Annotated in this window: 19 protein-coding genes and 3 pseudogenes; 18 read left to right on the top strand and 4 right to left on the bottom strand. The window is 59.5% G+C overall.

Annotation, left to right across the window (positions count from 1 at the left end; all coding sequences use genetic code 11):
• Positions 1-199 precede the first annotated feature (199 nt).
• The 5 genes from M0D67_RS39320 to M0D67_RS39300 all read left to right on the top strand — a co-directional run bounded on the left by M0D67_RS39320 (position 200) and on the right by M0D67_RS39300 (position 5,036).
• Positions 200-1,792, top strand: coding sequence for a flavin monoamine oxidase family protein (locus M0D67_RS39320; protein WP_266242836.1), 1,593 nt, complete (start codon positions 200-202; stop codon positions 1,790-1,792).
• On the top strand, positions 1,785-2,204 hold the full coding sequence (locus tag M0D67_RS39315; RefSeq protein WP_266242834.1) for a cytochrome c: 420 nt from the start codon (positions 1,785-1,787) through the stop codon (positions 2,202-2,204). The genes M0D67_RS39320 and M0D67_RS39315 overlap by 8 nt, the downstream gene beginning before the upstream one ends.
• Positions 2,205-2,500: 296 nt before the next feature.
• Positions 2,501-2,953 carry a FecR domain-containing protein gene (locus M0D67_RS39310; RefSeq protein WP_266242832.1) on the top strand — a complete coding sequence of 151 codons (453 nt, stop codon included), beginning with the start codon at positions 2,501-2,503 and terminating at the stop codon, positions 2,951-2,953.
• Positions 2,954-2,967: 14 nt separating this feature from the next.
• The gene (locus M0D67_RS39305; RefSeq protein ID WP_266242829.1) at positions 2,968-3,582 is read left to right on the top strand and encodes an OmpA family protein; all 615 of its coding nucleotides are present in this window, start codon (positions 2,968-2,970) and stop codon (positions 3,580-3,582) included.
• A 38-nt stretch (positions 3,583-3,620) separates the two neighbouring features.
• Positions 3,621-5,036 carry a CHASE2 domain-containing protein gene (locus M0D67_RS39300; protein WP_154558274.1) on the top strand — a complete coding sequence of 472 codons (1,416 nt, stop codon included), beginning with the start codon at positions 3,621-3,623 and terminating at the stop codon, positions 5,034-5,036.
• Positions 5,037-5,202: 166 nt separating this feature from the next.
• On the opposite strand, the gene M0D67_RS39295 is transcribed toward M0D67_RS39300, so the two are convergent.
• The 3 genes from M0D67_RS39295 to M0D67_RS39285 form a co-directional block, all read right to left on the bottom strand.
• Entirely contained in the window at positions 5,203-5,604 is a 402-nt protein-coding gene (locus M0D67_RS39295; RefSeq protein WP_266242826.1) for a hypothetical protein, read from the bottom strand.
• A gap of 84 nt (positions 5,605-5,688) precedes the next feature.
• Positions 5,689-6,162 (bottom strand): hypothetical protein, encoded by a 474-nt coding sequence (locus tag M0D67_RS39290; protein ID WP_266242824.1) that lies wholly within the window; start codon positions 6,160-6,162, stop codon positions 5,689-5,691.
• 13 nt (positions 6,163-6,175) lie between these two features.
• Positions 6,176-6,712, bottom strand: coding sequence for a Tautomerase enzyme (locus M0D67_RS39285; protein WP_266242823.1), 537 nt, complete (start codon positions 6,710-6,712; stop codon positions 6,176-6,178).
• Between the two features lie 105 nt (positions 6,713-6,817).
• Between M0D67_RS39285 and M0D67_RS39280 the strand changes: the two genes are divergently transcribed.
• The 12 genes and pseudogenes from M0D67_RS39280 to M0D67_RS39225 all read left to right on the top strand — a co-directional run.
• Positions 6,818-7,855 carry a GlxA family transcriptional regulator gene (locus tag M0D67_RS39280; RefSeq protein ID WP_266242820.1) on the top strand — a complete coding sequence of 346 codons (1,038 nt, stop codon included), beginning with the start codon at positions 6,818-6,820 and terminating at the stop codon, positions 7,853-7,855.
• 217 nt (positions 7,856-8,072) lie between these two features.
• Positions 8,073-8,555, top strand: coding sequence for a MarR family winged helix-turn-helix transcriptional regulator (locus tag M0D67_RS39275; RefSeq protein ID WP_266242818.1), 483 nt, complete (start codon positions 8,073-8,075; stop codon positions 8,553-8,555).
• 75 nt (positions 8,556-8,630) lie between these two features.
• A complete protein-coding gene (locus M0D67_RS39270) occupies positions 8,631-9,623 on the top strand; it encodes a carbon-nitrogen hydrolase family protein (RefSeq protein ID WP_266242816.1) in 993 nt (330 codons plus the stop codon).
• 52 nt (positions 9,624-9,675) lie between these two features.
• Positions 9,676-10,713 carry an alpha/beta fold hydrolase gene (locus M0D67_RS39265; protein WP_266242842.1) on the top strand — a complete coding sequence of 346 codons (1,038 nt, stop codon included), beginning with the start codon at positions 9,676-9,678 and terminating at the stop codon, positions 10,711-10,713.
• Positions 10,714-10,819: 106 nt separating this feature from the next.
• A complete protein-coding gene (locus tag M0D67_RS39260; protein WP_266242814.1) occupies positions 10,820-11,752 on the top strand; it encodes an NAD(P)H-binding protein in 933 nt (310 codons plus the stop codon).
• Between the two features lie 22 nt (positions 11,753-11,774).
• Positions 11,775-13,127: an alpha/beta fold hydrolase gene (locus tag M0D67_RS39255; protein WP_266242813.1), complete on the top strand. Its 1,353-nt coding sequence runs from the start codon at positions 11,775-11,777 to the stop codon at positions 13,125-13,127.
• Positions 13,128-13,374: 247 nt separating this feature from the next.
• Positions 13,375-14,007, top strand: coding sequence for a LysE family translocator (locus M0D67_RS39250; protein ID WP_266242811.1), 633 nt, complete (start codon positions 13,375-13,377; stop codon positions 14,005-14,007).
• Positions 14,008-14,314: 307 nt separating this feature from the next.
• Entirely contained in the window at positions 14,315-15,580 is a 1,266-nt protein-coding gene (locus tag M0D67_RS39245; RefSeq protein ID WP_266242809.1) for a leucine-rich repeat domain-containing protein, read from the top strand.
• A 490-nt stretch (positions 15,581-16,070) separates the two neighbouring features.
• Positions 16,071-16,292, top strand: a pseudogene (locus M0D67_RS39240) (aminotransferase class III-fold pyridoxal phosphate-dependent enzyme); the annotation flags it as partial.
• Positions 16,293-16,478: 186 nt separating this feature from the next.
• On the top strand, positions 16,479-17,636 hold the full coding sequence (locus M0D67_RS39235; protein ID WP_266242806.1) for an MFS transporter: 1,158 nt from the start codon (positions 16,479-16,481) through the stop codon (positions 17,634-17,636).
• 250 nt (positions 17,637-17,886) lie between these two features.
• Complete coding sequence (locus tag M0D67_RS39230) at positions 17,887-19,308, top strand: cytochrome ubiquinol oxidase subunit I (protein ID WP_266242804.1); 1,422 nt, start codon at positions 17,887-17,889, stop codon at positions 19,306-19,308.
• 37 nt (positions 19,309-19,345) lie between these two features.
• A pseudogene (locus M0D67_RS39225) lies at positions 19,346-19,609 on the top strand (cytochrome d ubiquinol oxidase subunit II); the annotation flags it as partial.
• A gap of 81 nt (positions 19,610-19,690) precedes the next feature.
• On the opposite strand, the pseudogene M0D67_RS39220 reads toward M0D67_RS39225, so the two are convergent.
• A pseudogene (locus M0D67_RS39220) lies at positions 19,691-20,847 on the bottom strand (cbb3-type cytochrome c oxidase subunit I).
• 235 nt (positions 20,848-21,082) lie between these two features.
• Between M0D67_RS39220 and M0D67_RS39215 the strand changes: the two are divergent.
• Positions 21,083-22,510 (top strand): PLP-dependent aminotransferase family protein, encoded by a 1,428-nt coding sequence (locus M0D67_RS39215; RefSeq protein ID WP_266242802.1) that lies wholly within the window; start codon positions 21,083-21,085, stop codon positions 22,508-22,510.
• Positions 22,511-22,715: the final 205 nt, after the last annotated feature.

Here is a 22,715-nt window from a genome sequence, read left to right as displayed (position 1 = left end):
ACAAAACGGGGAGTTCGCGAAAGGCCTTGACAACTTCCTGCTCATAGAAGGGGACTCGCATAAAATGAACTAGTCCATTGCAATACGCCCAAACGCAATCCCCAGGCATACAAATCCAGATGACTCGGGCCTTTGCAATCTGGGATGCCATCCGATTTCGTTCGCCATCGTTTCTCTCCAGTCGGGGCACAACGTCCTTATGTCGAGAATGACCGCCAATGCGATGAGCCGCCGGCACCTGCTGACGCTGATCGGCAAGAACCTCGGCGCGGCCGCCATGATGCAAGGCATGGGCACGCTTGGGTTCGCCGCTACCTCGACCTACGCCGGACCGATCAGACTCGACGGCGCACCCAAAGGAACGCGAATTCTCGTGCTCGGTGCGGGCATGGCTGGCCTCGTCGCGGCCTTTGAGTTGAGGAACGCGGGCTACCACGTGCAGGTGCTCGAATACAACAACCGCGCAGGTGGTCGGGCCTGGACTGTCAGGGGCGGTGATCGTTATACCGAACTCGGCGGTGCCACCCAGTCCTGCGATTTCGCCGACGGGCTTTATCTGAACCCAGGGCCGTGGCGCATTCCGTATCACCACCAGGGCGTACTCGATTATGCAAAACGTCTGAAGGTGTCGCTCGAGCCGTTCATCCAGGTCAATTACAACGCATACCTGCATTCGGCGGAGGCTTTCGATGGCAAGCCGCAACGATTCCGGGCGGTGCAGACCGACTATCAAGGCTATATCGCCGAGCTGCTTTCCAAAGCAATCCGCAAGGACGCGCTCGATGATGCGTTGTCAGTCGAAGATGCGCATCTGCTACTCGAATCCCTGCGCCAATGGGGTGCGCTCGGTCGGGATGGGAGCTACCAGGCGGGCCGGCGAAGCAGTGAACGCCGCGGATTCGCGACCGCGGATGGCGGCGGGCTGATGCCCGAGGCGGTGCCGTCGAATCTGCTCCCACGCGACCCCTTGCTTGCATCGCGTTTGTGGCAATGGCTCTCGTCTGGAAACGAGCTGGACTACCAGAGTGCCATTTTCCAGCCCGTCGGCGGCATGGACAGGATCGCCCACGCGCTTTATTCGCAGGTCGCGAGCGCTGTAGTGTTCAACGCAAGAGTCACGGCCATCTTGCAGGACGAGCAAGGCGTCACAGTGCGCTACACCGATACGACCACCCGAACCGAACGGAACGCGCACGCGGATTGGCTGGTGTGCACCATCCCGCTCTCGATTCTGAGTCAGATCGACATTGCGGTCGGCCCGGCCATGCGCGCCGCGATCGATGCGGTGCCTTACGAGACATCGGTGAAAATCGGGTTGCAATTCGGCCGGCGATTCTGGGAAGAAGACGAGCAGATCTACGGCGGCATCACGCATACCGACCTGCCGATCTCGACGATCGGCTATCCGGCAACAGGTTACGGATCGACCGGTCCTGCGGTGCTGCTCGGCGCCTACATGTGGGGCCCCGCCAGCTATGAGATGGGTGCGCTGCCCCCTGCCGAACGGATCGCGGTGGCATTGAGCCAAGGCAGCCAGATTCATCCGCAGTACGCGCGCGAGTACCAGAACGGCTTCGCGATGAGCTGGAGCCGATCGCCGTTCACGAATGGCTGCTTCGCCGCATGGACTGATGCGTTGAGAGAAGCGCATTACGCGAATCTCTGTCAGATCGACGGACGGATCGTCCTTGCCGGAGAGCACGCTTCCCATATCCCGGCATGGCAGGAAGGCGCCGTGCTGTCGTCGCTGGATGCGATCACCCGGTTGCATCGGAGAATCGTCAATGGATAGGCCACCGCTGATCCTCAGCGTGATGCTGATTTCCTTGCTGATGGGAGCCGCGACGGTGTCGGTTCCGGCCGTGGCACAGGACGCACCACGCACCTTCACGATTTCACCGGACTACCGCTTCACCGAAGAAAACGGTGAAGCGCTTTACAACGCTACCTGTGCGGGATGTCATATGCCGGATGGAAAAGGCGCCCAGGGCGCGGGTCACTACCCGGCGCTTGCTGACAACCCGGCAGTCGAAGCAGCACCCTACGTCATCCTCAACGTACTGCACGGCCGAAAGGCGATGCCATCCTTTGGCGACGAAATGGATGACAATCAGGTCGCTGCTGTCGTCAACTACACGAGAACCCATTTCGGCAATCGATTTACCGGAGATGTCACGCCGAGCCAGGTTAGAAGTCTGCGCTGAGTTCACGTGGCATGGCTGTCGATGCGCAGCCTCTTTCCTGCGCCATCCTCCAGCCGGCTGCCAAAGAAGTGTCTGACGATATGCGCGGAAGCGCACAGAGTCATCTAAATCGAACCCATACTCTGTTCGGTGCAGCACACAGATCTCCACCGGACATCCGAGAGCCGTATTTCTGCATGTCCTTCACAAGCCCCAGCTCTACGAGCAATGGGGGAATGATCGCTCACGACACCAGGTCGACATCGGGGCCCCGCGCTACACCGCGGAAAGCAACTTCACGCAATCAGGTGCCACCGATGCGTCTTCGAGCCATCAAATATGCCTTGATTCTTGCCTGCTGGTGCATGGCTGTCGCGAATGTACTTGCCGCCGATGCTGCCGGCGTCGTGAAGACCCTTAAGGGCACGGTGCAGATCGAACGGGCTGGAGGAAGTTCGGGTGCGGCCATCGGCAGCGAGGTTTACGGCAGCGATCGCATCGTGACCGGCCCGGAATCTTCCGTCGGTATCACGCTGCGGGACGCCACCCAACTCTCTGCCGGCGCCAATACCATCCTCGAGCTCAACAAATTCGCGTTCAACACCACGACCCATGACGGGGTGCTCGACGCCTCCATCAAACGCGGTTCCCTGGCTGTGATTTCCGGGAAGTTGGCGAAGGCGAATCCGGACGCGGTCCGCTTCAGCACGCCGACTACCACGCTGGGCGTGCGCGGCACCGAATTCATCATCGAAGTCGGCGATAAATAAAAGGGAGAGGCACGTTGAAGGCTGCAATTCGACATCACGGGCTAGCCTTTGCCGCGGCATGCATCCTGCTGCCGTTCTTCGCCGGCTGCAGCACGCCGGACAAAATTATTCTATTGCCGGATCCCGATGGCAAAGTCGGAGCGGTCATTGTCCACAGCGCCACAGGAGAGCAGAAAATAGACAAGGCCTACGCCGGGGTCGACGTCACCAAGGGCGGCGCCATCGAGAAAACGATGGATAGCCAATCCACTGTGGAGACACGATATGGCGAGCTACTTGCGGCCCGGCCGCCACGCCCCATGGCATTCACGATCTTTTTTCTATTTGATTCCGCCACCGAATTGGCCCCTGAGTCGTCGGCCACGGTTAAACAGCTAAAAGCCGTCCTGGCGACGTGGCCCGCGCCGCAGCTCGTGGTGGTCGGTCATACTGATCTGGCGGGCTCTCAGGAATTCAATGACCAACTTTCCATGCAGCGGGCGAAGACGGTTGCAGCGTTCCTGATCAAGCAAGGCATCCCTGCCCGGCAAATAGAGACCGCGGCCCGGGGCAAGCGCGAGCCACTGGTGCCCACGGCAGATGGTGTTCCCAATCGCATGAACCGGCGCGCAGTCATCACAATCCAATGATCCGCGCCAGTCATCGGCGCTGAATGGCCTTTCCGTCGATGAAACGCTATTTCGACCCATGGCACGCCCGGATCAGGAATCTGCTGAAGGTCGCCCAGGGGCGTCCGGTGGCACTGGTGGTGTTGTTCGGCCTGAGCCTGCTCAACCTGTGCAGCGAATGGCCGAGCGACATAGCACGTCCAGCTTTCGTAGACACGCTCGATGAGACGCTTCCCGACTCCTTTAAAACAGCCCGGCAAATTCTGTTCGACCAGTATCAACGTCACTACCCACGGATTCCGACGGCTCAGCCGGTGACCATTGTCGAGATTGATGAGGAGACGCTCGCAACCGCCGGTCAATGGCCCTGGCCGCGCAATCGACTCGCGAGCCTGATCGATGCCATCGCGGCACTGAAACCGCTGGCGATCGGTCTCGACATTTACATGCCGGAGCCCGATCAGACTTCTCCCGACAAGGTGGCTGGCAATCTGCCAGAAACGGCTGCGGCGCTGGCCGCCGGCTTGCGGACCCTGCCCAGTCACGAAGCCATTCTCGCGAGATCGTTGCGCGCAGCGCCGACCATACTGGGTGCCGCGGCGCTCGATCATGCTGCCTTCGGCACCCGCACCGATCTGCGAAGCGCGCCGATCCGCGTTCATGGCACCGACCCGCTGGGCTACGTGCAGCGTTTCAATTATGTTCTCGGCAGCCTGCCGGAACTGCAGGCTGCGGCCCACGGACAGGCGATGCTGAGCGTAGCGCTCGAACAAGGCGTAGTCCGGCATATTCCGCTCGTCACGGGGTTGAGGGAGAAACTGGTCCCCGGTCTGCCGATGGAAATGCTCCGCCTCGCCACGGATTCATCGGCGATTGACGTCTTTGCGGATACATCGGGCGTAGAAGCGGTGGGGGTCGCCGATGTGCTGGTGCCCACGCAGCCCGGAGGGGATATCTGGTTGCATTTCGCTTCTATTCGGTCGACGCTGAGCCGCTACGTGTCGGCACGCGACGTCATGCAGGGATTAGTCGATCCGGAACGGATCCGGGACAAACTGGTGCTGGTCGGACTGACCGGTGCCGGCGTGACTGACATGCGCACGACGGCGCTGGGGGAACTGGTGCCGGGTATCGAGATTCAGGCGCAGGTCATCGAGACGATTGTCGAGGGACGGTTTCTGCGCCGCCCCACCTGGCTGAAATGGGCAGAATGCGCCTTCATCATGACGTTCGGGCTGCTGATCATCTGGTATGTGCCTCGCCCCCGATCCCGGTTCGCGGCGCTCATCAGAGCCGTACCCAAGGGCGTCGCCGCTCTGGGTATAGGCCTGCATCTGCTGAATCTTCTGTGCTGCTTCTTTATTTTCGTGCGCTTCGGACTGCTCGTCGATGCGGCCTCGATTTTCATTATCCTGTCCGCGGTCATGGGCTGCTTCCTGTCACCCGCGTTACTCCGCCTCGATGAACGACCATGAGCGTCATGGCGGAAGGCAGCTTCCTGCATCGGCGAACTCACACTCTCGACCCGGATCGGCCCCTCGTCTTTCGCACCAGAACCGTCCGCAATCGAGTGCAGAACGGACGTCCGCTGAGTATTCGACGAGTCAGTTGAAACGCAGGCCCAGTACGCTCTAGCGCTTTCTACTGGGGAGACGGCGGATTCAAAAGCTGACTCAACGGCTTCAGTGGGCCGATTGGGAGCAGCGAGAATGTCATTAAGTGCGCTTTCCCCAAGGGAAGTGCCTCAAGCATTTCATGCGCTTGACTGACGTCCGTAACGTTCAGGATGAACGCCACCCCAGCCCGGTCCTGCAGTGAATACCACTGGTCAATCTTGCCCTCGAGGTAGAGTTGCGCCGTATCGCGAACTTCGGTCGGAAGAATGCGTTGGACAAGTTGCATGTCCGTGCCCGGTGGAAAGGTGCCAATTGCCAATATCTTCGTGGTTGGCGTGGTTGGCATCGGAGTGGTTTGCGCCATGGAAACTCCAGCAGAAGCTGCCAGCACAGAGGCTGTTGTCAAATTAAGAAGAAAGCGTTTCATGCAACGTCCAGCACCGACATGTCGGCGGAGATTCCGGCCAGTTGGGCAAGATCGGCGGCGGCAGCAAGCCCACGCATGTGAAAGTTACGGCAACTCTTCAATACAAGGAGGCTGGCGCGAGGCCACACCCGATGCCGTATCCAGCGCTGCGGCTTCTGGTCCCGTCAGATAGCAATCGCGGAAGCGCTCATCGACGCGTTCCCACATCCGTTTCGAAAACAGCAGCGCTGCGTTGAGCGGGCGATGATTGATGACCACGGAATCCGTCTCGCCCTGTTCGTTCAGATGCGCGACGACCACCGTTTCGATCGACACGCCCTCGATCTGCGACCGATAGGATTCCATGTACAAACCGTTGCCGATCTCGCCCTTGTAGCTGTGATGCTGGAATTCGTAGAGCGAAATCGCGTGTTTGATCACGGAGAGAATATCGGCTCGTCCCTCGATCGGACGCTTCAGGACGGTGGCTTCGAGCGTCGCGCTTTCGGCGAGCCTCGCCAGCCAGAGCGGCGGACCGCCTGCGGGCGCCAGCACGGGGGCTGTGTCGTTGAATTTCATGCTGGGGCTCCAGTTACGGTTTGCTCGTCATGCCTGCGCTAGCGGCATCGAGCGTTGCTTCGAGCGTGACGCGCGCCTTTTCGAGGCGGCGTCGCGCGAGGCGTCCAACGCCCGCGCCGCGCTCAGACTCGCCCGCCAGGAGCGCATGAATATCGGGCAGCATCCAGATCGCGCCGCGTGTGCCCCAGGCGCCATCCGGAATCTCGATCGGGAAGACCCAGACGCGCGGCGCGACGTCATCGAACGGCCGGTTCTCCGCGCGCGCCACCGCTTCCGTGACGTTTCTGACGAGCGAGCGACGCGATTCGTCGGTGTATTGCCCTTCGGGTGCAGACGGAATGATCCGGTAGCGTATCGTGTTCGTGCGTTCGCCGCCGATGTAGATCGCAGCAGGCCGATGAAGATGGAACACGGTGACACGCTGTGCGATCGGATTGGCGGGATCGTACCCTTCCGCCTTGATGAGGATGTCGGTCAGTTCCTTGACGAGGCGCGCTTCGGCCTCGGGCGTCAAGGCGTCTTCGGGCCACAGTGCATCGATCATTGGCATGGTGCTGCTCCTGCTTTCAGGTCATTGGATGTGGCCATGATCGGGGTTTACTCGTGCGGCCGAAAGTGGCAGCATCGCCATTATTCAGGGAATTTCAGACACGCAATGGCCATCGTCCGCATCTGGGTCTATGACGGAATCCTCGCGTCCGGCGTCGCGGGCCCTGTTGACGTCTTCAGCGCGGCCAATCAGTTCCATGCGCGCAAGGCTGCACCGGGCACGACATCCGCGCCCGTGTTTGCATGGCGCGTGGAATCTCTCGACGGGCAACCCGTCACGGCTGCGTCGGGCCAGACCATTCACGTCGACGGCAAGATCGACCCGCGCAAACGGGCGGACGCCGTTCTGCTGACGGCACCGTTTTTCTCGAACATCGACGAGTTCATCGGGCGCCGCGAGCAGTTGAACGCGCTGTCTTCCGCACTGCGGCGTCAACGCAAGGCAGGTGCCGTGCTGGCGGCTTATTGCACGGCCAACTACCTGCTCGCCGAGGCGGGCCTGCTGGATGGCCGCGCCGCAACGACGCACTGGGCGAGAGCCGCGGACTTCGCGCGCCGCTATCCGCGTGTCGAAGTTCGCGCACAGGAACTGCTGATCGCGCAAGACGGCATCATCTCGGGCGGTTCCGTGACGTCGTATCTGAATCTCGCGGTGCGGCTCGTCGAAACATTCGCCGGCGAAGAACTCGCCACGATGACCGCGAAGGCGCTGTTGATCGACATGAACCGGACGTCGCAGGCTTCCTTTGCAACGCTTCTCGACGAACATGGGCATACCGACACGCTCGTCGCGCGCGCCCAACAGCAGATGGAGGCTACGTTGCAGCAGGGATTCCGGTTGAGCGATCTGGCGGCGTCGCTTGCTGTCAGCGAACGCACGCTCAATCGCCGTTTCAAGGAAGCCGTCGGGCTCGCACCGTTGACGTATCTGCAGAATCTGCGCATCGAGGTCGCGAAAAGGTTGCTGGAAACGCGGCCAATTGGGCTTGAGGCGGTGAGTCAGCGGGTCGGTTATGGCGATATCAGCACATTTCGGCAATTGTTCAAGCGCAAGACCGGGTTGTCGCCGAGTGAATATCAAATGCGGTTCTCGCGTGCCGCGGCGGAGAATATAGAAACCGAGTCAGGCCGCAACGGCGGCTGAGGCCTCGCGAGATCATCACGCCGCAGCCCTCGTCATTTCCCTCCCTCTTTCCCCGCACTGCCCTTTTGTATCGCAGCGTATCTACACCAGATAGGGATACGCACGCTTACACACAAGCGACTTTCGGACACAAGCGGGATACGTTCATCCGCTCAAATACGCCCATCGCGAGCAAAACATCGCACCGCAAAAAACTGGGCTTACCGAGGTAGTGCATATGCAACACGAGTCGAACGGAACCGTTGAACTGGACCGCACCGCGGATGAACCGCTGAGCAGCCAGATCGCGCGCAATTGTCTGCTGACGCGCGCCCGGCAGATCTCCCGCGTCTTGACCTCCGTTTATGACGATGCGTTGCGTCCGTTCGGCGTCGTAGCGCCGCAGTTCTCATTGCTCGTGCTGATCGCGGAGTTCGGGCCTATCAGCCGCTCAGATCTGGGCCGACGGAATCATCACGAGCGCTCGACGCTGACAAGGAATTTGCAGCCGCTGATCGCGCAGGGCTGGGTTGCCGAGGGCGTCCCGGCAAGCGATGGTCGAAGCCGCCCTCTCTCGCTCACGCACGAAGGCAAGGCGCTGCTCAAAACCGCCGCGAGCGCGTGGTCGGCTGCACAGAGCCACGCGACGCGCCTCCTCGGCGAAGGCTGCGCCCATGAACTCATGAATATCGCGCGCAAATTGCCGCTGCGCACGGTCTGAAATTTTTCGGTCGATGTTGCATATGCAAGATTGACCAACGCCTGGTACCCCTTCCCCCTCGTCAAGGAGTTTGTCATGAAAGTCGTCAAAGCCGCCGCCGTCCAGTTCAGCCCGGTGCTCTATAGCCGTGAAGCAACCGTCGCCAAGGTCGTGCAGAAGATCCACGAACTGGGCCAGAAGGGCGTGCAGTTCGCCACCTTCCCCGAAACGGTCGTGCCTTATTACCCTTACTTTGCGGCCGTCCAGACGGGCATCGAGCTTCTGTCGGGCACCGAACATCTGCGCCTGCTCGAACAGGCTGTGACTGTGCCGTCCGCTGCTACCGACGCGATCGGCGAAGCCGCGCGAAAGGCCGGCATGGTCGTGTCCATTGGCGTCAATGAGCGCGACGGCGGCACGCTGTACAACACACAATTGCTCTTCGATGCGGACGGCACGCTAATCCAGCGCCGCCGCAAGATCACGCCGACGCATTTCGAACGCATGATCTGGGGCCAGGGAGATGGCTCGGGCCTGCGCGCAGTCGACAGCGCAGTCGGCCGCATCGGCCAGCTCGCATGCTTCGAGCACAATAACCCGCTCGCCCGCTACGCGATGATCGCCGACGGCGAGCAGATCCACTCGGCGATGTACCCGGGCTCGGCCTTTGGTGAGGGCTTCGCCCAGCGGATGGAAATCAATATCCGCCAGCATGCGCTCGAGTCCGGCGCTTTCGTCGTCAACGCGACGGCGTGGCTGGATGCCGACCAACAGGCGCAAATCATGGAGGACACCGGTTGTGGAATCGGTCCGATCTCGGGCGGCTGCTTCACCACGATCGTCTCTCCTGACGGCATGCTGATGGCCGAGCCGCTTCGCTCGGGTGAAGGCGAAGTCATTGTTGATCTCGACTTCACGCAAATCGACCGTCGGAAACTGCTGATGGACTCGGTCGGCCACTACAACCGCCCCGAATTGCTGAGTCTGATGATCGACCGTACGCCGACCGCGCATGTTCACGAACGCGCTTCGCACCCGATGATCGTCAACGACCAGGGTTCCGACGATCTGCGCACCCAGGCTGCATGACCTGCGAACTTCGAATTGCCCCTCTATCCAAGGAGAATTTGCTTTGAAAGCAATGATCAGGACCGGCTGCGCGAGTATCGTCGTTGCGGCGCTGATGGCGGCCGCTTCCCCAGGCTACACGCAGACGTCCGCAACAGATACGCCAGTTGCAACGCATTCGCGCAAGCAGGCGGCCGCAAAGACTGACGTCTCGGACGGGACGCTGGTGAAGTCGCTGCCCGAATTCAGAAATGGCTATGCAACCGTGAACGGCGTACGGCTGCATTATGTGGTCGGCGGCAAGGGCGAGCCGCTCGTGTTGCTGCCCGGTTGGCCCGAAACGTGGTGGACCTTCCACAAGATCATGCCGGCGCTCGCCGAGCACTACACCGTGATCGTGGTGGATCTGCGCGGCATGGGTGCGTCGTCGAAACCCGTTGACGGCTATGACAAGAAAACGATGGCCGCTGATATCCATGAACTGACGCAATCGCTTGGATACGACAAGGTTGCGATCGCGGGACACGACATCGGCTCGGCTGTGGCGTTCGCCTACGCGGAGAACTATCCGGAAGCCACCGACAAGCTGGTGATGATGGAGTTTCCGCATCCCGACGATAGCCTGCAGACTTTTCCGCTTCTACCCGCCCAAGGCGGATACGGTGACAGGCTGGGTTCGGCGCGCCCGAACCTGTGGTGGTTCGCGTTCAATCAGGTCAGAGGTTTGCCGGAGAAGCTGCTGGCAGGCCGCGTCCGGCTTGAACAGGACTGGCTCTTCCACTACTTTCTTGTGAATGAGAAAGCAGTCGACGCGCGCGACCGCGCCGTGTACGAGCACGCCTATAACAGCGCCGCCGCGATCCGCGCAGGCAACGCGTGGTATCAGGCCTTCCCTCAGGACGTCAGCGACAACAAGGATTATGGACAGCTACAAATACCCGTTCTCGTGATGGGCGGTCCCGCATACAAGTGGATGAAAATGGTCGTCGGAGAAAAGGCGGTCAATATGAGCGCCGTCGACGTAGAAAACAGTGGGCACTTTATCCAGGAGGAGCAGCCCGAGCTGGTTACGAAGACAATGCTCGGTTTTCTGCAAGGCGCCCGCGAATGATGACCCGATCGTCGCGTTGATCGACGTATGCACGCGCACGTTTTCATATACACGTGTGTATATGCATACATAAATGAAATGAAGTTTTTCCTTGAAAGGATGTGATATGACAACGAAACCTGCCCATGATCGGCCTATTCTCGTGACGGGTGCCGGAGGCGCAATTGGCGGCATTGGCCGCAACGTGACAACGTCATTGCTCGCGAAGGGCTATAAAGTGCGGGCGCTGGTCCGCAAAGAAGACGAACGCGCGGACGAGTTGCGCCGCCTTGGCGCCGAAGTCATGGTCGGCGATCTGACCGATCTCGCCTCGATGCACCGTGCGATCGAAGGGTGTTCGCGCATCTATTTCGGCATGTCCGTCTCTGCAGACTATCTCGAAGCAACCGCCAATTTTGCTGCGATAGCACGTCATCATGGCGTCGAAGCCATCGTGAACATGTCGCAGATGACGGTCACGGAAATGAGCATCACGGAGACCACCGACAGTCCCCAGCACAAGCTGCACTGGCTCGCCGAGCAGGTCTTGCAGTGGTCGGGGCTGCCCGTCGTCACGGTACGGCCGACGGCGTTTCTCGAGAGCTTCTTCCTGACGCTTGGCGCAGCCGGCGTGCGCGACAACGACGAACTCGCACTGCCGCTCGGCAATAGCAAGACTTCGCCCATTTCAGCCGTTGACGTCGCAAATGCCGTATCAGTGATTCTCGAAGACCCGGCGCCGCATATCGGCAGGATCTATAACCTGACGGGCCTCGAATCGAATGATCTCGAGCACGCCGCGCGCGTCTTTTCGGACGCGCTCGGCCGGCCCATCCGTTACCGCAACGTGCCTGTAGCGCCGTGGTCGGACAAATTGCGCGAACTCGGCATTCCCGCTCACGTCGTCGACCATCTGACCGTGATGGCCGACCTGCACGTTCAGGGGCGGTATGACCGCATGACGAACGACCTGTTCGAACTCACGGGCCGCAAACCCATGAGCATGTATGACTTCGTGAGACTGCACATCGCAGACTTCACGCGCAACGCAACACGCTGATCCAAGGCAGGAGACCGATCCCATGTCAAAAGACACGCCCCAATCCTCATCGCGCCGGCACTTTGTCGGTATGGCGGCCGCGGCGCTCGCGGCAGGCTCGCTGAGCCGGCTCGCCTTCGCGGAAACGAGCCCGGCAATCGGCAAGATCACCGAACCCGCGAACGGCGACAAGACGGCGATCCGGCCATTCCGCGTTCACGTCCCCGACTCGCAGCTCGTCGACATGCGGCGCCGCATCAAGGCCACGCGCTGGCCGGATCGCGAGACGGTGCCCGACGAATCACAGGGCATTCAGCTCGCCACCATTCAGGGACTCGCGCAATATTGGGCAACCGGCTACGACTGGCGCAAATGCGAAGCGCGGCTGAATTCGTATCCGCAGTTCATCACTGAGATTGACGGACTCGATATCCATTTCATCCACGTGCGGTCGAAGCACGAAAACGCGATGCCGTTGATCGTGACCCACGGCTGGCCCGGCTCGATCATCGAACAGTTCAAGATCATCGACCCGCTCGCCAATCCGACTGCGTACGGCGCGCCGGCTTCGGATGCCTTTCATCTCGTGATTCCATCATTGCCCGGTTACGGCTTTTCGGCGAGACCTACCACAACGGGCTGGGGACCGGAGCGCACCGCGCGCGCGTGGGTCACATTGATGAAACGCCTCGGCTATGAGCGCTTTGCTTCGCAGGGCGGCGATCTCGGCGGGATTGTCACGAACATCATGGCCAAACAGGCGCCACCCGAACTGATCGGCATTCATGTGAACTTCCCTGCCTCCGTTCCGGCGGAGATCCTGAAGTCGCTGGCCGCGGGCGACGCGATGCCTGCCGGCTTATCGGACGAGGAAATGCACGCGTATGAGCAGTTGAGTGCCAACTTCAAAAAGAAGCGCGGCTACGCTTTCGAAATGGGCACGCGCCCGCAGACGCTGTACGGACTCGCCGACTCGCCCGTCGCGCTGGCTTCCTGGCTACTCGACCACGGTGACGGCTACGGCCAGCCCGCGGCGGCGTTGAGCGCAGCCGTGCTCGGCCATCCCGTCAACGGTCATTCAGCAGGCGCGCTGACGCGAGACGACATACTCGACGACATCACGCTTTACTGGCTGACCAACACCGGCATCTCGGCGGCGCGCTTCTATTGGGAGTCGCACGCGAATTTCTTCCTCGCGGCCGACGTCAACGTGCCTGCCGCTGTGAGCGCCTTTCCGGGAGAAAACTACCAGGCGCCGAAGACCTGGACCGAAAAGGCCTATCACAACCTGATTTACTTCAACAAACCCGAAACGGGCGGGCACTTCGCGGCATGGGAAGAACCGATGATCTTCGCGAACGAAGTGCGCGCGGGATTAAGGCCCTTGCGCGCCTAAAGTGCGAAGCGCTCCGACGCGCATGCGTCGGAGCGCTCCTCGATGTAACCGCGCTAGTCGGGTCCATGCGATGTTGTTCGCATTGATCTGCCGTTTGGTTCGCCCCCGGGTCCGCTTGCGAAACACGGGTTTTCGACGAACCCTGGCGCGTATGTCCGATATTCCTCGAAAGATGGCAATATTGCCACTCCCGCTCGTTTCGGCAAAGCCCGACAATTAGGCGACTTTCCATTTCCGGAACCAAAACATGACTGGAAACGCCTATTTCTCGACAAACCTGCTGCTTGCCTATGCAGCGTATTTCGTTGGCACCGCGAGTCCCGGGCCGAGCAACCTTGCAATTATGTCCATCGCGGCCAGTCACGGCCGGAAAGCGGCGTTGATGTTCGCACTCGGTGTCATCTCGGGGTCGATGTTTTGGGCGACGGTGGCAACGCTAGGCGTCTCGGCCGCCCTGATCGCCTATTCTCAATTCATCATTGCAGTCAAGATTTTTGGTGGTCTATATCTCCTGTGGCTAGCCTTCAAATCCGGACGCAATGCGCTCGCGACAGCGGCTGAATCCATACTGAACGTGGAACGAACACCGACATTGACGAGCGTCTACTCCCGCGGAGTGATGCTCCATCTCACTAATCCAAAAGCTATCCTCGTGTGGGTTTCAATTGTTGCTCTATCGTCGAACAGCACGGGATCAGCCCATAGTGCTGTAATCGTAGGTTGTGCGGCCATCGGATGTCTGGTGTTCGGCGGTTACGCCATACTGTTTTCAACGGACTCGGCTCGCAGGTTGTACGTGCGGACCCGTCGTGCCCTGGAAGGATGCCTGGCCGTAGTATTCGGGATTGCCGGCATCAGACTTCTGGCGTCGCGTGTCTAGCCAGTTTCAGTACCTTCGCTTGTCCAATGCCATACCGCGGGGGAGTGCTGCTATTTCGGTCGAAAGTACGCATCCGCGTGTAGTGAAGCCATGACATTCACGGCGATAGAGGCGGGAATATCAGGAAGCCGCCTACAACTACGCGTTCCCGCACAAGAAGCACTTGCACATTCATTCGAGCTGCGACGCCAGGCTGGCAGAACGTGTCGCTGGCTCTCACGCGTAGCGCGAAGAGCGACGTTGTCTGGGCGGAATGCGCCCCGCTCTTCGTGTATAAAGGAGGAAGCCTGTACTACGGGAGCCCGCCGTGCCCGAAACTCCGCCGTCAACCACGAACTCAACCGCTGAAGGTCAGAACCCGTCCTTGCCGCGAATCATCAAGCCTTGGGCCATCGGCGGCGCAATCGTGCTGTTGCTCGGCGTTTTGCTACTGCTCTTCAACCCGTTCCACAAGAGCCCGGATGAACGGGCGCTGAGCGAACTGGGATTCATCAAAGGCACCTGCAACGACAGCGACGCGTCGACAGCCAAGCCCGACTCGGAATGCCTGGCGTTGCGGGCGAAACCGACAATGACGGCATCTCAGGTCGCGGCCGCTTTGCCACATCTAAAGAATTCCGACCGCAAGATCGAACTGAATCTGCGAGGTACCCAGATCGATAACGTCGATTCGCTGAAGGAACTGGACGATCTGGAATCGCTTGACCTGACGGACACGCCCGTCTGGAACATCGACGCCCTGAAGGAAATGCACTCGCTGAAAAGGCTCGTGCTCCATCGCACCGAAGTCGAAAACATCGCCGCGCTAAAAGGGCTGACCGGTCTGCAATCGCTGAACCTCTGGGATACCCGCGTCTCGAATCTCGACGCGCTCAAGAACCTGCGCGATCTGCGAGAACTCGACCTGCGGGATACACAGGTTCGCGATCTCAATCCGCTCGAAGATCTGCCTCATCTGGAAACGCTCAAACTCGGGGGCGCGAGGAACGTCCGGAACGTCGACGCGCTCAGCCAGCTCGCCTCCTTGCAGACGCTCGACCTCAACGAAACCCAGGTCGACAGCATCAGTGAGTTGAAAAAGCTCCGCAGTCTGCAAGCGCTCTATCTAGCGAACACGCCGCTGCGAGACATCGACGCACTAAAAGGAATGTCCTCGCTCAGGACGCTCGTGCTGGACGGCTCGAAGGTCGATGATATCGACGCGGCGCAGGGCATGCTCCAGATGGACACGCTGGTGCTCGCTCGCACGCAAGTGACGAACATCGATGCATTGAAGGGGCTCACCCATCTGCAAAGGCTCAATCTCGCCGACACCCGGGTCGAGAACATCGAGGCGCTGACAGACCTGAAAAGCCTGCGAATGCTCAATCTCTTTCGCACCAGGGTTCGAAACATCGATCCACTGCGAGGCTTGACTGGTCTGCAGGAACTCTACCTTGCGAACACCCCTGTCGAAGACGTCGACGCGCTGAAAGGGCTCACTGGTCTTCGAGAACTCGTTCTGTATGGCACCCAGGCCAGGAACGTCGACGATCTCAAAGCGGCGCTTCCAAAAACGCGAATCGTGTGGTGATCATTCGACATTTTTTCAACAGGTGCGCCGGGTCAAACAGCAGCGTCCCGGATTTTGATAGTCCTTATCCGACGGCACGCGACAACTGCAGCGCTCGAGTCGACACAACTCGAGATAAAAGCCCCGCCAGGTTTGGATCCCCCACACCCCTGCCATGGCCTACCCATCATCCTACCCATACAGCAAAATCAATAGCCGCGACAAACCAGAAAAAGGCGCGCATGGCGCTTCCGATTCGGGTGTTGCGGGCTACCTCGAATCCCCACTCGATTGTCGACAGCATGCCCTACCGCAAATACTGACGCCACTTGGAGCCCGTTGGTACAGGTCAATACCGAAAGTTGCCCCACCACCCGACGCATGCCCCACGCAAATTCCTCTTTAGTCCCTGCATTCACTTTTTTGCTGTCAACTGTTTCTATCAGCACTGCGCGGATGTGTTTAAGATCGGCGTTCAAGTCACAGTTGCCGAGTCGTCTCGACCGGTAGTGTCTTTGCCTACGTGGCCGAAGACGTTACGCCAGATATCCTCGCTGCGGCAAAGGGGCTCGGTGGCGGGTTCCCGATCGGTGCGTGCCTTGCAACTGAAGCGGTCGGGTCTGTCATGCAGCCCGGGACGCATGCATCAACGTTCGGTGGCAACCCGTTGGCCGTGGCTGTAGCCAGCGAGGTGCTCGATATCATCAATGCCCCGGCGTTTCTGGAGCGGTAACGCGGCGAAGAGCAACGCGTCTCCTGCATTCACGTCGTATCAACGGCGAGCGTCTGGGATCCGGCTATTCCGTATCTTGGACATCCTCCAACACCAAGTCGAAATCACCATTGCAAAACTAATATGACAAGCGCCTCTCAACTCGCGACGCGGACCAGTCACGACGAACGGGAGCGCCTTCTCCGAATGCTCGCGGCGGTAACTTTCCTCATCTTTTTTCAGGCGTATATGGTCGCGCCGATCATACCCGCCCTGTCTCAGACTTTCAGTACGTCAGTTCAAACCGTCGCCCTGATCGTACCTGCGTATCTCATTCCATATGGTATGGCGACGCTAGTCTATGGCCCTCTGGCCGATCGCTTTGGTGTGCGCCGGGTAATTTCCGCGTCATTGACAGCATTTACTGTCCTCGCGATGGCCACGGCCACAGCCACGTCCATCGAGCAAATTACCACGTGGCGGATACTAACCGGTCTCGGTGCGAGCGGTGTCGTTCCACTCGCACTCGTGCTCGTAGGCCGGCTGTTCCCCTATGAACAGCGGGGACGGCCTCTTGGCTGGTTGTTCGGTGCCATGGCAGGGGGCATGGCAGTAGGCTCGCCGCTCGGCGCGATGCTGGTACCCATTATCGGCTGGCGAGGACTCTTTATCATTGTCGGCGTATCTGGAGCCGTCGCCCTGGCATTGCTCCAGCGCTACGGAACGCTCATCACGAGAGCAGTGTCGCCCGTCAGCGGCACGCTCGGTGAGCTGGCATCGGGATATCTCACCCTGCTCACTACCACCCGCGCCCAGCGCACGTATGTCTATGTTTTCCTGAACTCGATGTTTCATTCAGGAGTATTTACCTGGCTTGGTGTTTACATCGAACGACAGTACCACCTTGGGCCGACAGGGATCGGACTCGCGCTGCTCGGTTACGGTATTCCCGGCTTTCTGCTCGGCCCTGTTATCGGTCGTGCCGCAGACAGGTGGGGCCGTTCCATTCTCATTCCGGTGGGGCTGTGCCTTGGCGCCACGGCTGCCGCTGCCTTGCTATTGCACTTGCCGCTTCTTTTGACACCGCTTGCGGCGATGGTGCTCTCGCTCGGCTACGACACCACGCAACCGCTCTTCGCCGGGATCGTGACGTCCCTCGGTGGTAAGCGGCCCGGACAGGCTATGGGACTGAATGTGTTTTCGCTCTTTGTCGGCTTTGGCGCGGGCAGCCTCGTCTTCGGAGAGATCGTCCGATACAGCTTCACTCGCGCGCTAGTTACCTTCGCCTCGGCTGAACTTCTGCTCGCCGTGTTTGCACTATGGGTGTTTCGCACTGAGCGAGCGTCCGCCGTAACCGGCCGATAGCACCGGCATTCGGTCACAGGTCATACTTGCCCATGGCGTTCTCGCTGCGACGCACATGAGACGAAACGCCACATATATCAGAGGGCTGCTGTGCTTTTTTCACATCCAGGTGCTGCTTTGCAATACACCCGATGAGGTTGAGAATATTTGCAACCGGGCGATCAACAAAAAATGATTCTGCCCGGCACTTCTCTCCACTCTGACCCTGGACGGTCCCCCGGGGTCGTATAGGCTAATCGGGCATCAAATCATGTTCGGCACCGATGTTCTTTCACTTGCGCGAATCCAGTTCGCTTTTACCGTTTCGTTTCACATCATCTTTCCCGCCCTCAGCATCGGGCTTTCGAGCTTCATTGCCATTCTCGAAGGCCTGTGGCTCAAGACGGGGCGTCAGGTCTACAAGGACCTGTGTCTGTACTGGTCGAAGATATTTGCTGTCGCATTCGGCATGGGCGTTGTGTCCGGGATCGTCATGAGCTACGAATTCGGCACCAACTGGTCCGGGTTCTCGAGCTTCGCCGGCGGCGTCACCGGGCCACTGCTCGATTACGAGGTCATGACCGCGTTCTTTCTTGAAGCGGGATTCCTGGGCATCATGCTGTTCGGTTGGAATCGAGTCGGCCGCGTCGCCCACTTCGGGGCGACAGCGCTCGTCGCGATCGGGACGATCATTTCCATGTTCTGGATCCTGGCGTCGAATAGCTGGATGCAAACGCCGCAGGGATTCGCCATCGTCAACAACCGCGTGGTGCCGGTCGACTGGTGGAAAATCGTCTTCAACCCGTCGTTCCCCTACCGGCTCGCGCATATGGGGCTCGCAGCCTTCATCGTCGCCGCTCTGGTTGTCGCGGCCACTGGCGCATGGCACCTGCTGCGCGGACGACGCGACCCCGCCGTACGCACAATGTTCTCGATGGCGCTGTGGCTGCTGCTCGCCCTTGCACCGCTGCAGATTCTTGTCGGCGACGCGCACGGCCTGAACACCCGACGCTATCAGCCGATCAAGATCGCTGCCATCGAAGGGCTCTGGGATACCGAGCAAGGCGGCACGGCGCTTAATCTCTTCGGCATTCCGGACATGGCCGCCGAGACGACCCGCTACCGCGTGGCGATTCCCCACCTCGGCAGCTTGATCCTCACGCATAGCTGGGACGGCGCAATCGTCGGCATGAAATCCGTTCCTCCCGCAGACCGGCCGAATTCCACCCTGATCTTCTGGACTTTCCGCATCATGGCAGGACTTGGCATGCTCATGGCGCTGATGGCCATCGCCGGCTTTGTGCTGCGCCGACGTAACCGTCTGTTCGACTCGACGTTGTTTCAGCGCTTTGTAGTGGTGATGGGACCATCCGGGTTCATTTGTCTGCTCGCGGGCTGGATCACTACCGAAGCCGGCCGGCAGCCGTGGGTAATCTATGGCGTCATGCGCACTTCGCAAGCGCTCTCGCCCATCACCGCGCAACAGGTCGGTGTATCGCTCTTCGCGTTCGTCGTGGTCTATTCGCTCGTCTTCGGCACCGGCATCTACTACATGATCAAGCTTGCCTGCACCGGCCCCGCCCTCACACCCGAGGCCGACGGCAGCGGAGCCAGCATTTCATTGCAGCGCAGCCGGCACCCTACCGCCACACCGGTTAGGGAAACCGCAAAGATCACTATTGACCGTCACTAAATTTTCTACCGGACCTACGCCATGGATATCACCATCTGCTGTCCACGCGCGCCACGGCATCACACCGTTTCTGCTTGCGCTTGGATTCGTCCTGCTGGGCTATATCGGGCTGCTTGCCACCATCTGGCCGTACGCGATCCTTCCTGGCATCACGATCTGGCAAGCAGCAGCACCTCATTCGAGCCAGGCCTTCACGCTGGTCGGTGCGGTAATCATCGTGCCAATCATCCTTGCCTATACAACGCTTGGGTATCGCGTCTTCCGCGGCAAGACGGATCATGCGGAACTTCACTACCACTGACACCGATATCTCCCGTCGCTCGACCGCACGTGGATTCCCCGTGTGCCCAGACATCGGACTTGCCGAATCGACACAGGCTGTTCATTCGACCGTCGGGGGCGTTTCGAACGAATGGAACGGTGCCGGGCTGGGAATCGTCCACTCCAGTCCCTCAGCACCATCCCATGGCTTCGCCGACGCCTTCTCCAGACCCGTTCCGCGATAGGTAGGCAACGCAACCCAGAACAGAAAGTAAACCTGCATCAATCCAAAGCCAAACGCGCCAATTGTCGCTATCTGGTTGAAGTCGGTAAATTGAGCCGGGTAGTCCGCATACCGCCGGGGCATCCCGGCAAGTCCGAGAAAATGCATGGGGAAAAAAGCAATGTTGAAGAAGATCATCGAACCCCAGAAGTGGATCTTGCCTCGGAGCTCGGGGTACATGAACCCGGTCCACTTCGGTCCCAGTAGTACCAGCCAGCGAAGATACTAAACAGCGAACCTGCAACCATCACGTAGTGAAAGTGCGCAACGATATAGTACGTACCGTGCAATGCTACGTTCAACGGTGCCATCGCCAGCGTAATCCCGGTCAGTCCACCGATCAGAAAGACAAAAATAAATCCGATGGCGAAAAGCATCGGCGTCTCGAAGCTCAACGAACCCCGCCACATTGTCGCGGTCCAGTTGAAGACCTTCACGCCGGTCGGCACCGCGATCGTCATCGTCGCGCCCATGATCGAAGATGCACCCGCAATGTGAATCGCGAAGATTGACAGATCCATTCCCGGGCCCATCTGCGTCGACAACGGCGCATACATCGTCCATCCCGCCGCAGCCGCGCCGCCCGGCGCCCAGAACGAACCGAGCAGCAGCACGCTGGATACCGGCAACAACCAGAAGCTCAGGTTGTTCATGCGTGCAAACGCCATATCGGAAGCCCCGATCTGCAGCGGAATCATCCAGTTTCCGAAGCCCACGAACGCAGGCATGATCGCTCCGAAGATCATGATGAGGCCGTGTTCCGTGACGAGCTGGTTAAAGAACTCCGGCCGCATGATCTGCAGGCCAGGCTCAAACAACTCAGCCCGGATCATCAGGGCCATCACACCACCGATCATCAGGTTAGTCATCGCGAACAGCAAATAGAGCGTCCCGATATCCTTGTGATTCGTCGCAAATATCCATCGGCGCCACCCGATTGGAACAGCATGCGCGCCGTGGTGATCGACGACAGTATCGGCAGAGACTTCACTCATTTTTCTTATCCAGATCAGAAGAATGTTGGATGACAGCCGAAGGCGCTCTAGCTACTTACTCAGGAGCAGATGGCGGGGACGGTTGTCGGTGCGGATGGACAATAAGTCGCGGAATCTGGAGGGGAATGGCCCTTTTCATCTTCTACGAAGCATAAGAAAATGACGTCGGTTGCCAAAGCAGCAGATCGGAATTCTTTTATCGCAGCAGTTCTCACGAACGGAGACGATAAAGCCAATGACACGGTACGAAACACTTGCAAACGCAATGGCTACCGAAATCCGCTCGGGCAGCATTGCCGTCGGCTCGCGTATGCCCTCCTTACGTCAGGTGATCGCACAACACGGCGTCAGCCAATCAACGGCATCACGGGCGTACTACCTCCTGGAAGAATGGGGGCTCGTACGGGCTCAGGAACGTTCAGGCTATTACGTCGCACCCGGCGCGGGTATCAACAGCGGGTCACGGCATCGCGCCCCCTCGCCAGTTGAAACCAGCAAGGTGGACATCAGCGACCTGGTCTTCTCGGTACTTGATGCCGCAAAGCAGCCTGGAATCGTGCCACTTGGGTCTGCCTTCCCCTCACCGTACCTCTTCCCTTTGCCAAGACTTGCGAAGTCGCTCGCCCATGCCGCGCGCCTCATCAGCCCATGGAGTACGGTCGTCGATTTGCCGCCAGGCAACGAGCACCTGCGACGGCAGATTGCACTTCGCTACATGGGTATGGGCATCTCGCAGCCTATGGAGGAGATCGTCGTCACCAACGGGGCTCTTGAAGCGCTGAATCTTTGTCTCATGGCAGTGACGCGTCCAGGTGACGTCGTTGCCGTGGAGTCGCCCGGCTTTTACGCAGCCCTTCAGGCGATCGAGCGCCTCGATCTGCGCGCTGTCGAGATTCCGGTTGATCCGGTTACTGGCCTCGACCTCGATGCGCTTTCCGACGCGTTGGACAAACATCCAATCCGGGCCTGCTGGTTCATGACGAACTTCCAGAATCCCACAGGCGTCACACTTTCACTCGAGAAGAAGAAAACGCTGGTCGAATTGCTCGCGAAACACGAAGTCCCGCTGATCGAGGACGACGTCTACGGAGAGTTGCATTTCCAGGCAGAATATCCCCTACCCGCGTTGGCTTTTGACCACAAAGGCCTCGTCATGCATTGCGGATCGTTTTCCAAGACCCTTGCTCCCGGCTACCGGATCGGTTGGGCCTCTGCTGGCCGGTTTACCGACCGGGTACAAAAACTAAAACTGATGACCACGTTGTCGGCCAGCATTCCCGTTCAAGCCGGCATTGCTGATTACCTTCAACACGGTGGTTATGATCGACACCTGAGGAAAGTTCGCAGCGCGTTGCGTACCCAGTTGCAAGAACTCGACACCTCGATTCGTCGATGGTTGCCTCGAGGCGTGCGCAGGGCGCATCCTACCGGGGGATATTTCATCTGGCTTGAGTTCCCGGAACCCATCGATGCGATGGAGCTTCACCGCCTTGCGATTGAGCGCGGAATCAGCCTTGCTCCCGGGCCGATTTTCTCAGCCACCCATGCGTTCGAGAATTGCATCCGCCTGAACTACGGACATCCTTGGACCCCTCATATTGACGACGCGATACGTTCCTTGGGGAAGTTGCTTGTGCACCCGTCAGTGCGCCGCGCACCCTGAAACCTGGCGGGGCGACTCACAAATATCGCGATGCAAATTAGCAGACTGGCAAAACACACCTTCAGACGACAGTAGTTCGGCGGTCTTGAACTTTCTTAACTGCTACGCCGTTACAGACGGCAACTGCTTCTTGTAGCGAAGACCGTCTCACATTATTGTCGTTAGCGCATTGAAGTGCTTTGTACTCGGGTAGTCTGCTTTCCAT

Source organism: Paraburkholderia sp. SECH4, from assembly GCF_030511745.1.
GTDB classification, from domain to species: Bacteria; Pseudomonadota; Gammaproteobacteria; order Burkholderiales; family Burkholderiaceae; genus Paraburkholderia; species Paraburkholderia madseniana.
Note: the sequence above shows the minus strand (reverse complement) of the source record. Positions and strands in the feature narration are given on the sequence as shown.

Bases quoted from the DNA above. Each gene is read 5' to 3' on its own strand.
- M0D67_RS39320 (WP_266242836.1), top strand. From the start codon at position 200: ATGTCGAGAATGACCGCCAATGCGATGAGCCGCCGGCACCTGCTGACG.
- M0D67_RS39315 (WP_266242834.1), top strand. From the start codon at position 1,785: ATGGATAGGCCACCGCTGATCCTCAGCGTGATGCTGATTTCCTTGCTG.
- M0D67_RS39310 (WP_266242832.1), top strand. From the start codon at position 2,501: ATGCGTCTTCGAGCCATCAAATATGCCTTGATTCTTGCCTGCTGGTGC.
- M0D67_RS39300 (WP_154558274.1), top strand. From the start codon at position 3,621: ATGAAACGCTATTTCGACCCATGGCACGCCCGGATCAGGAATCTGCTG.
- M0D67_RS39295 (WP_266242826.1), bottom strand. From the start codon at position 5,604: ATGAAACGCTTTCTTCTTAATTTGACAACAGCCTCTGTGCTGGCAGCT.
- M0D67_RS39290 (WP_266242824.1), bottom strand. From the start codon at position 6,162: ATGAAATTCAACGACACAGCCCCCGTGCTGGCGCCCGCAGGCGGTCCG.
- M0D67_RS39285 (WP_266242823.1), bottom strand. From the start codon at position 6,712: ATGCCAATGATCGATGCACTGTGGCCCGAAGACGCCTTGACGCCCGAG.
- M0D67_RS39280 (WP_266242820.1), top strand. From the start codon at position 6,818: ATGGCCATCGTCCGCATCTGGGTCTATGACGGAATCCTCGCGTCCGGC.
- M0D67_RS39275 (WP_266242818.1), top strand. From the start codon at position 8,073: ATGCAACACGAGTCGAACGGAACCGTTGAACTGGACCGCACCGCGGAT.
- M0D67_RS39270 (WP_266242816.1), top strand. From the start codon at position 8,631: ATGAAAGTCGTCAAAGCCGCCGCCGTCCAGTTCAGCCCGGTGCTCTAT.
- M0D67_RS39265 (WP_266242842.1), top strand. From the start codon at position 9,676: ATGATCAGGACCGGCTGCGCGAGTATCGTCGTTGCGGCGCTGATGGCG.
- M0D67_RS39260 (WP_266242814.1), top strand. From the start codon at position 10,820: ATGACAACGAAACCTGCCCATGATCGGCCTATTCTCGTGACGGGTGCC.
- M0D67_RS39255 (WP_266242813.1), top strand. From the start codon at position 11,775: ATGTCAAAAGACACGCCCCAATCCTCATCGCGCCGGCACTTTGTCGGT.
- M0D67_RS39250 (WP_266242811.1), top strand. From the start codon at position 13,375: ATGACTGGAAACGCCTATTTCTCGACAAACCTGCTGCTTGCCTATGCA.
- M0D67_RS39235 (WP_266242806.1), top strand. From the start codon at position 16,479: ATGCTCGCGGCGGTAACTTTCCTCATCTTTTTTCAGGCGTATATGGTC.
- M0D67_RS39230 (WP_266242804.1), top strand. From the start codon at position 17,887: ATGTTCGGCACCGATGTTCTTTCACTTGCGCGAATCCAGTTCGCTTTT.
- M0D67_RS39215 (WP_266242802.1), top strand. From the start codon at position 21,083: ATGACACGGTACGAAACACTTGCAAACGCAATGGCTACCGAAATCCGC.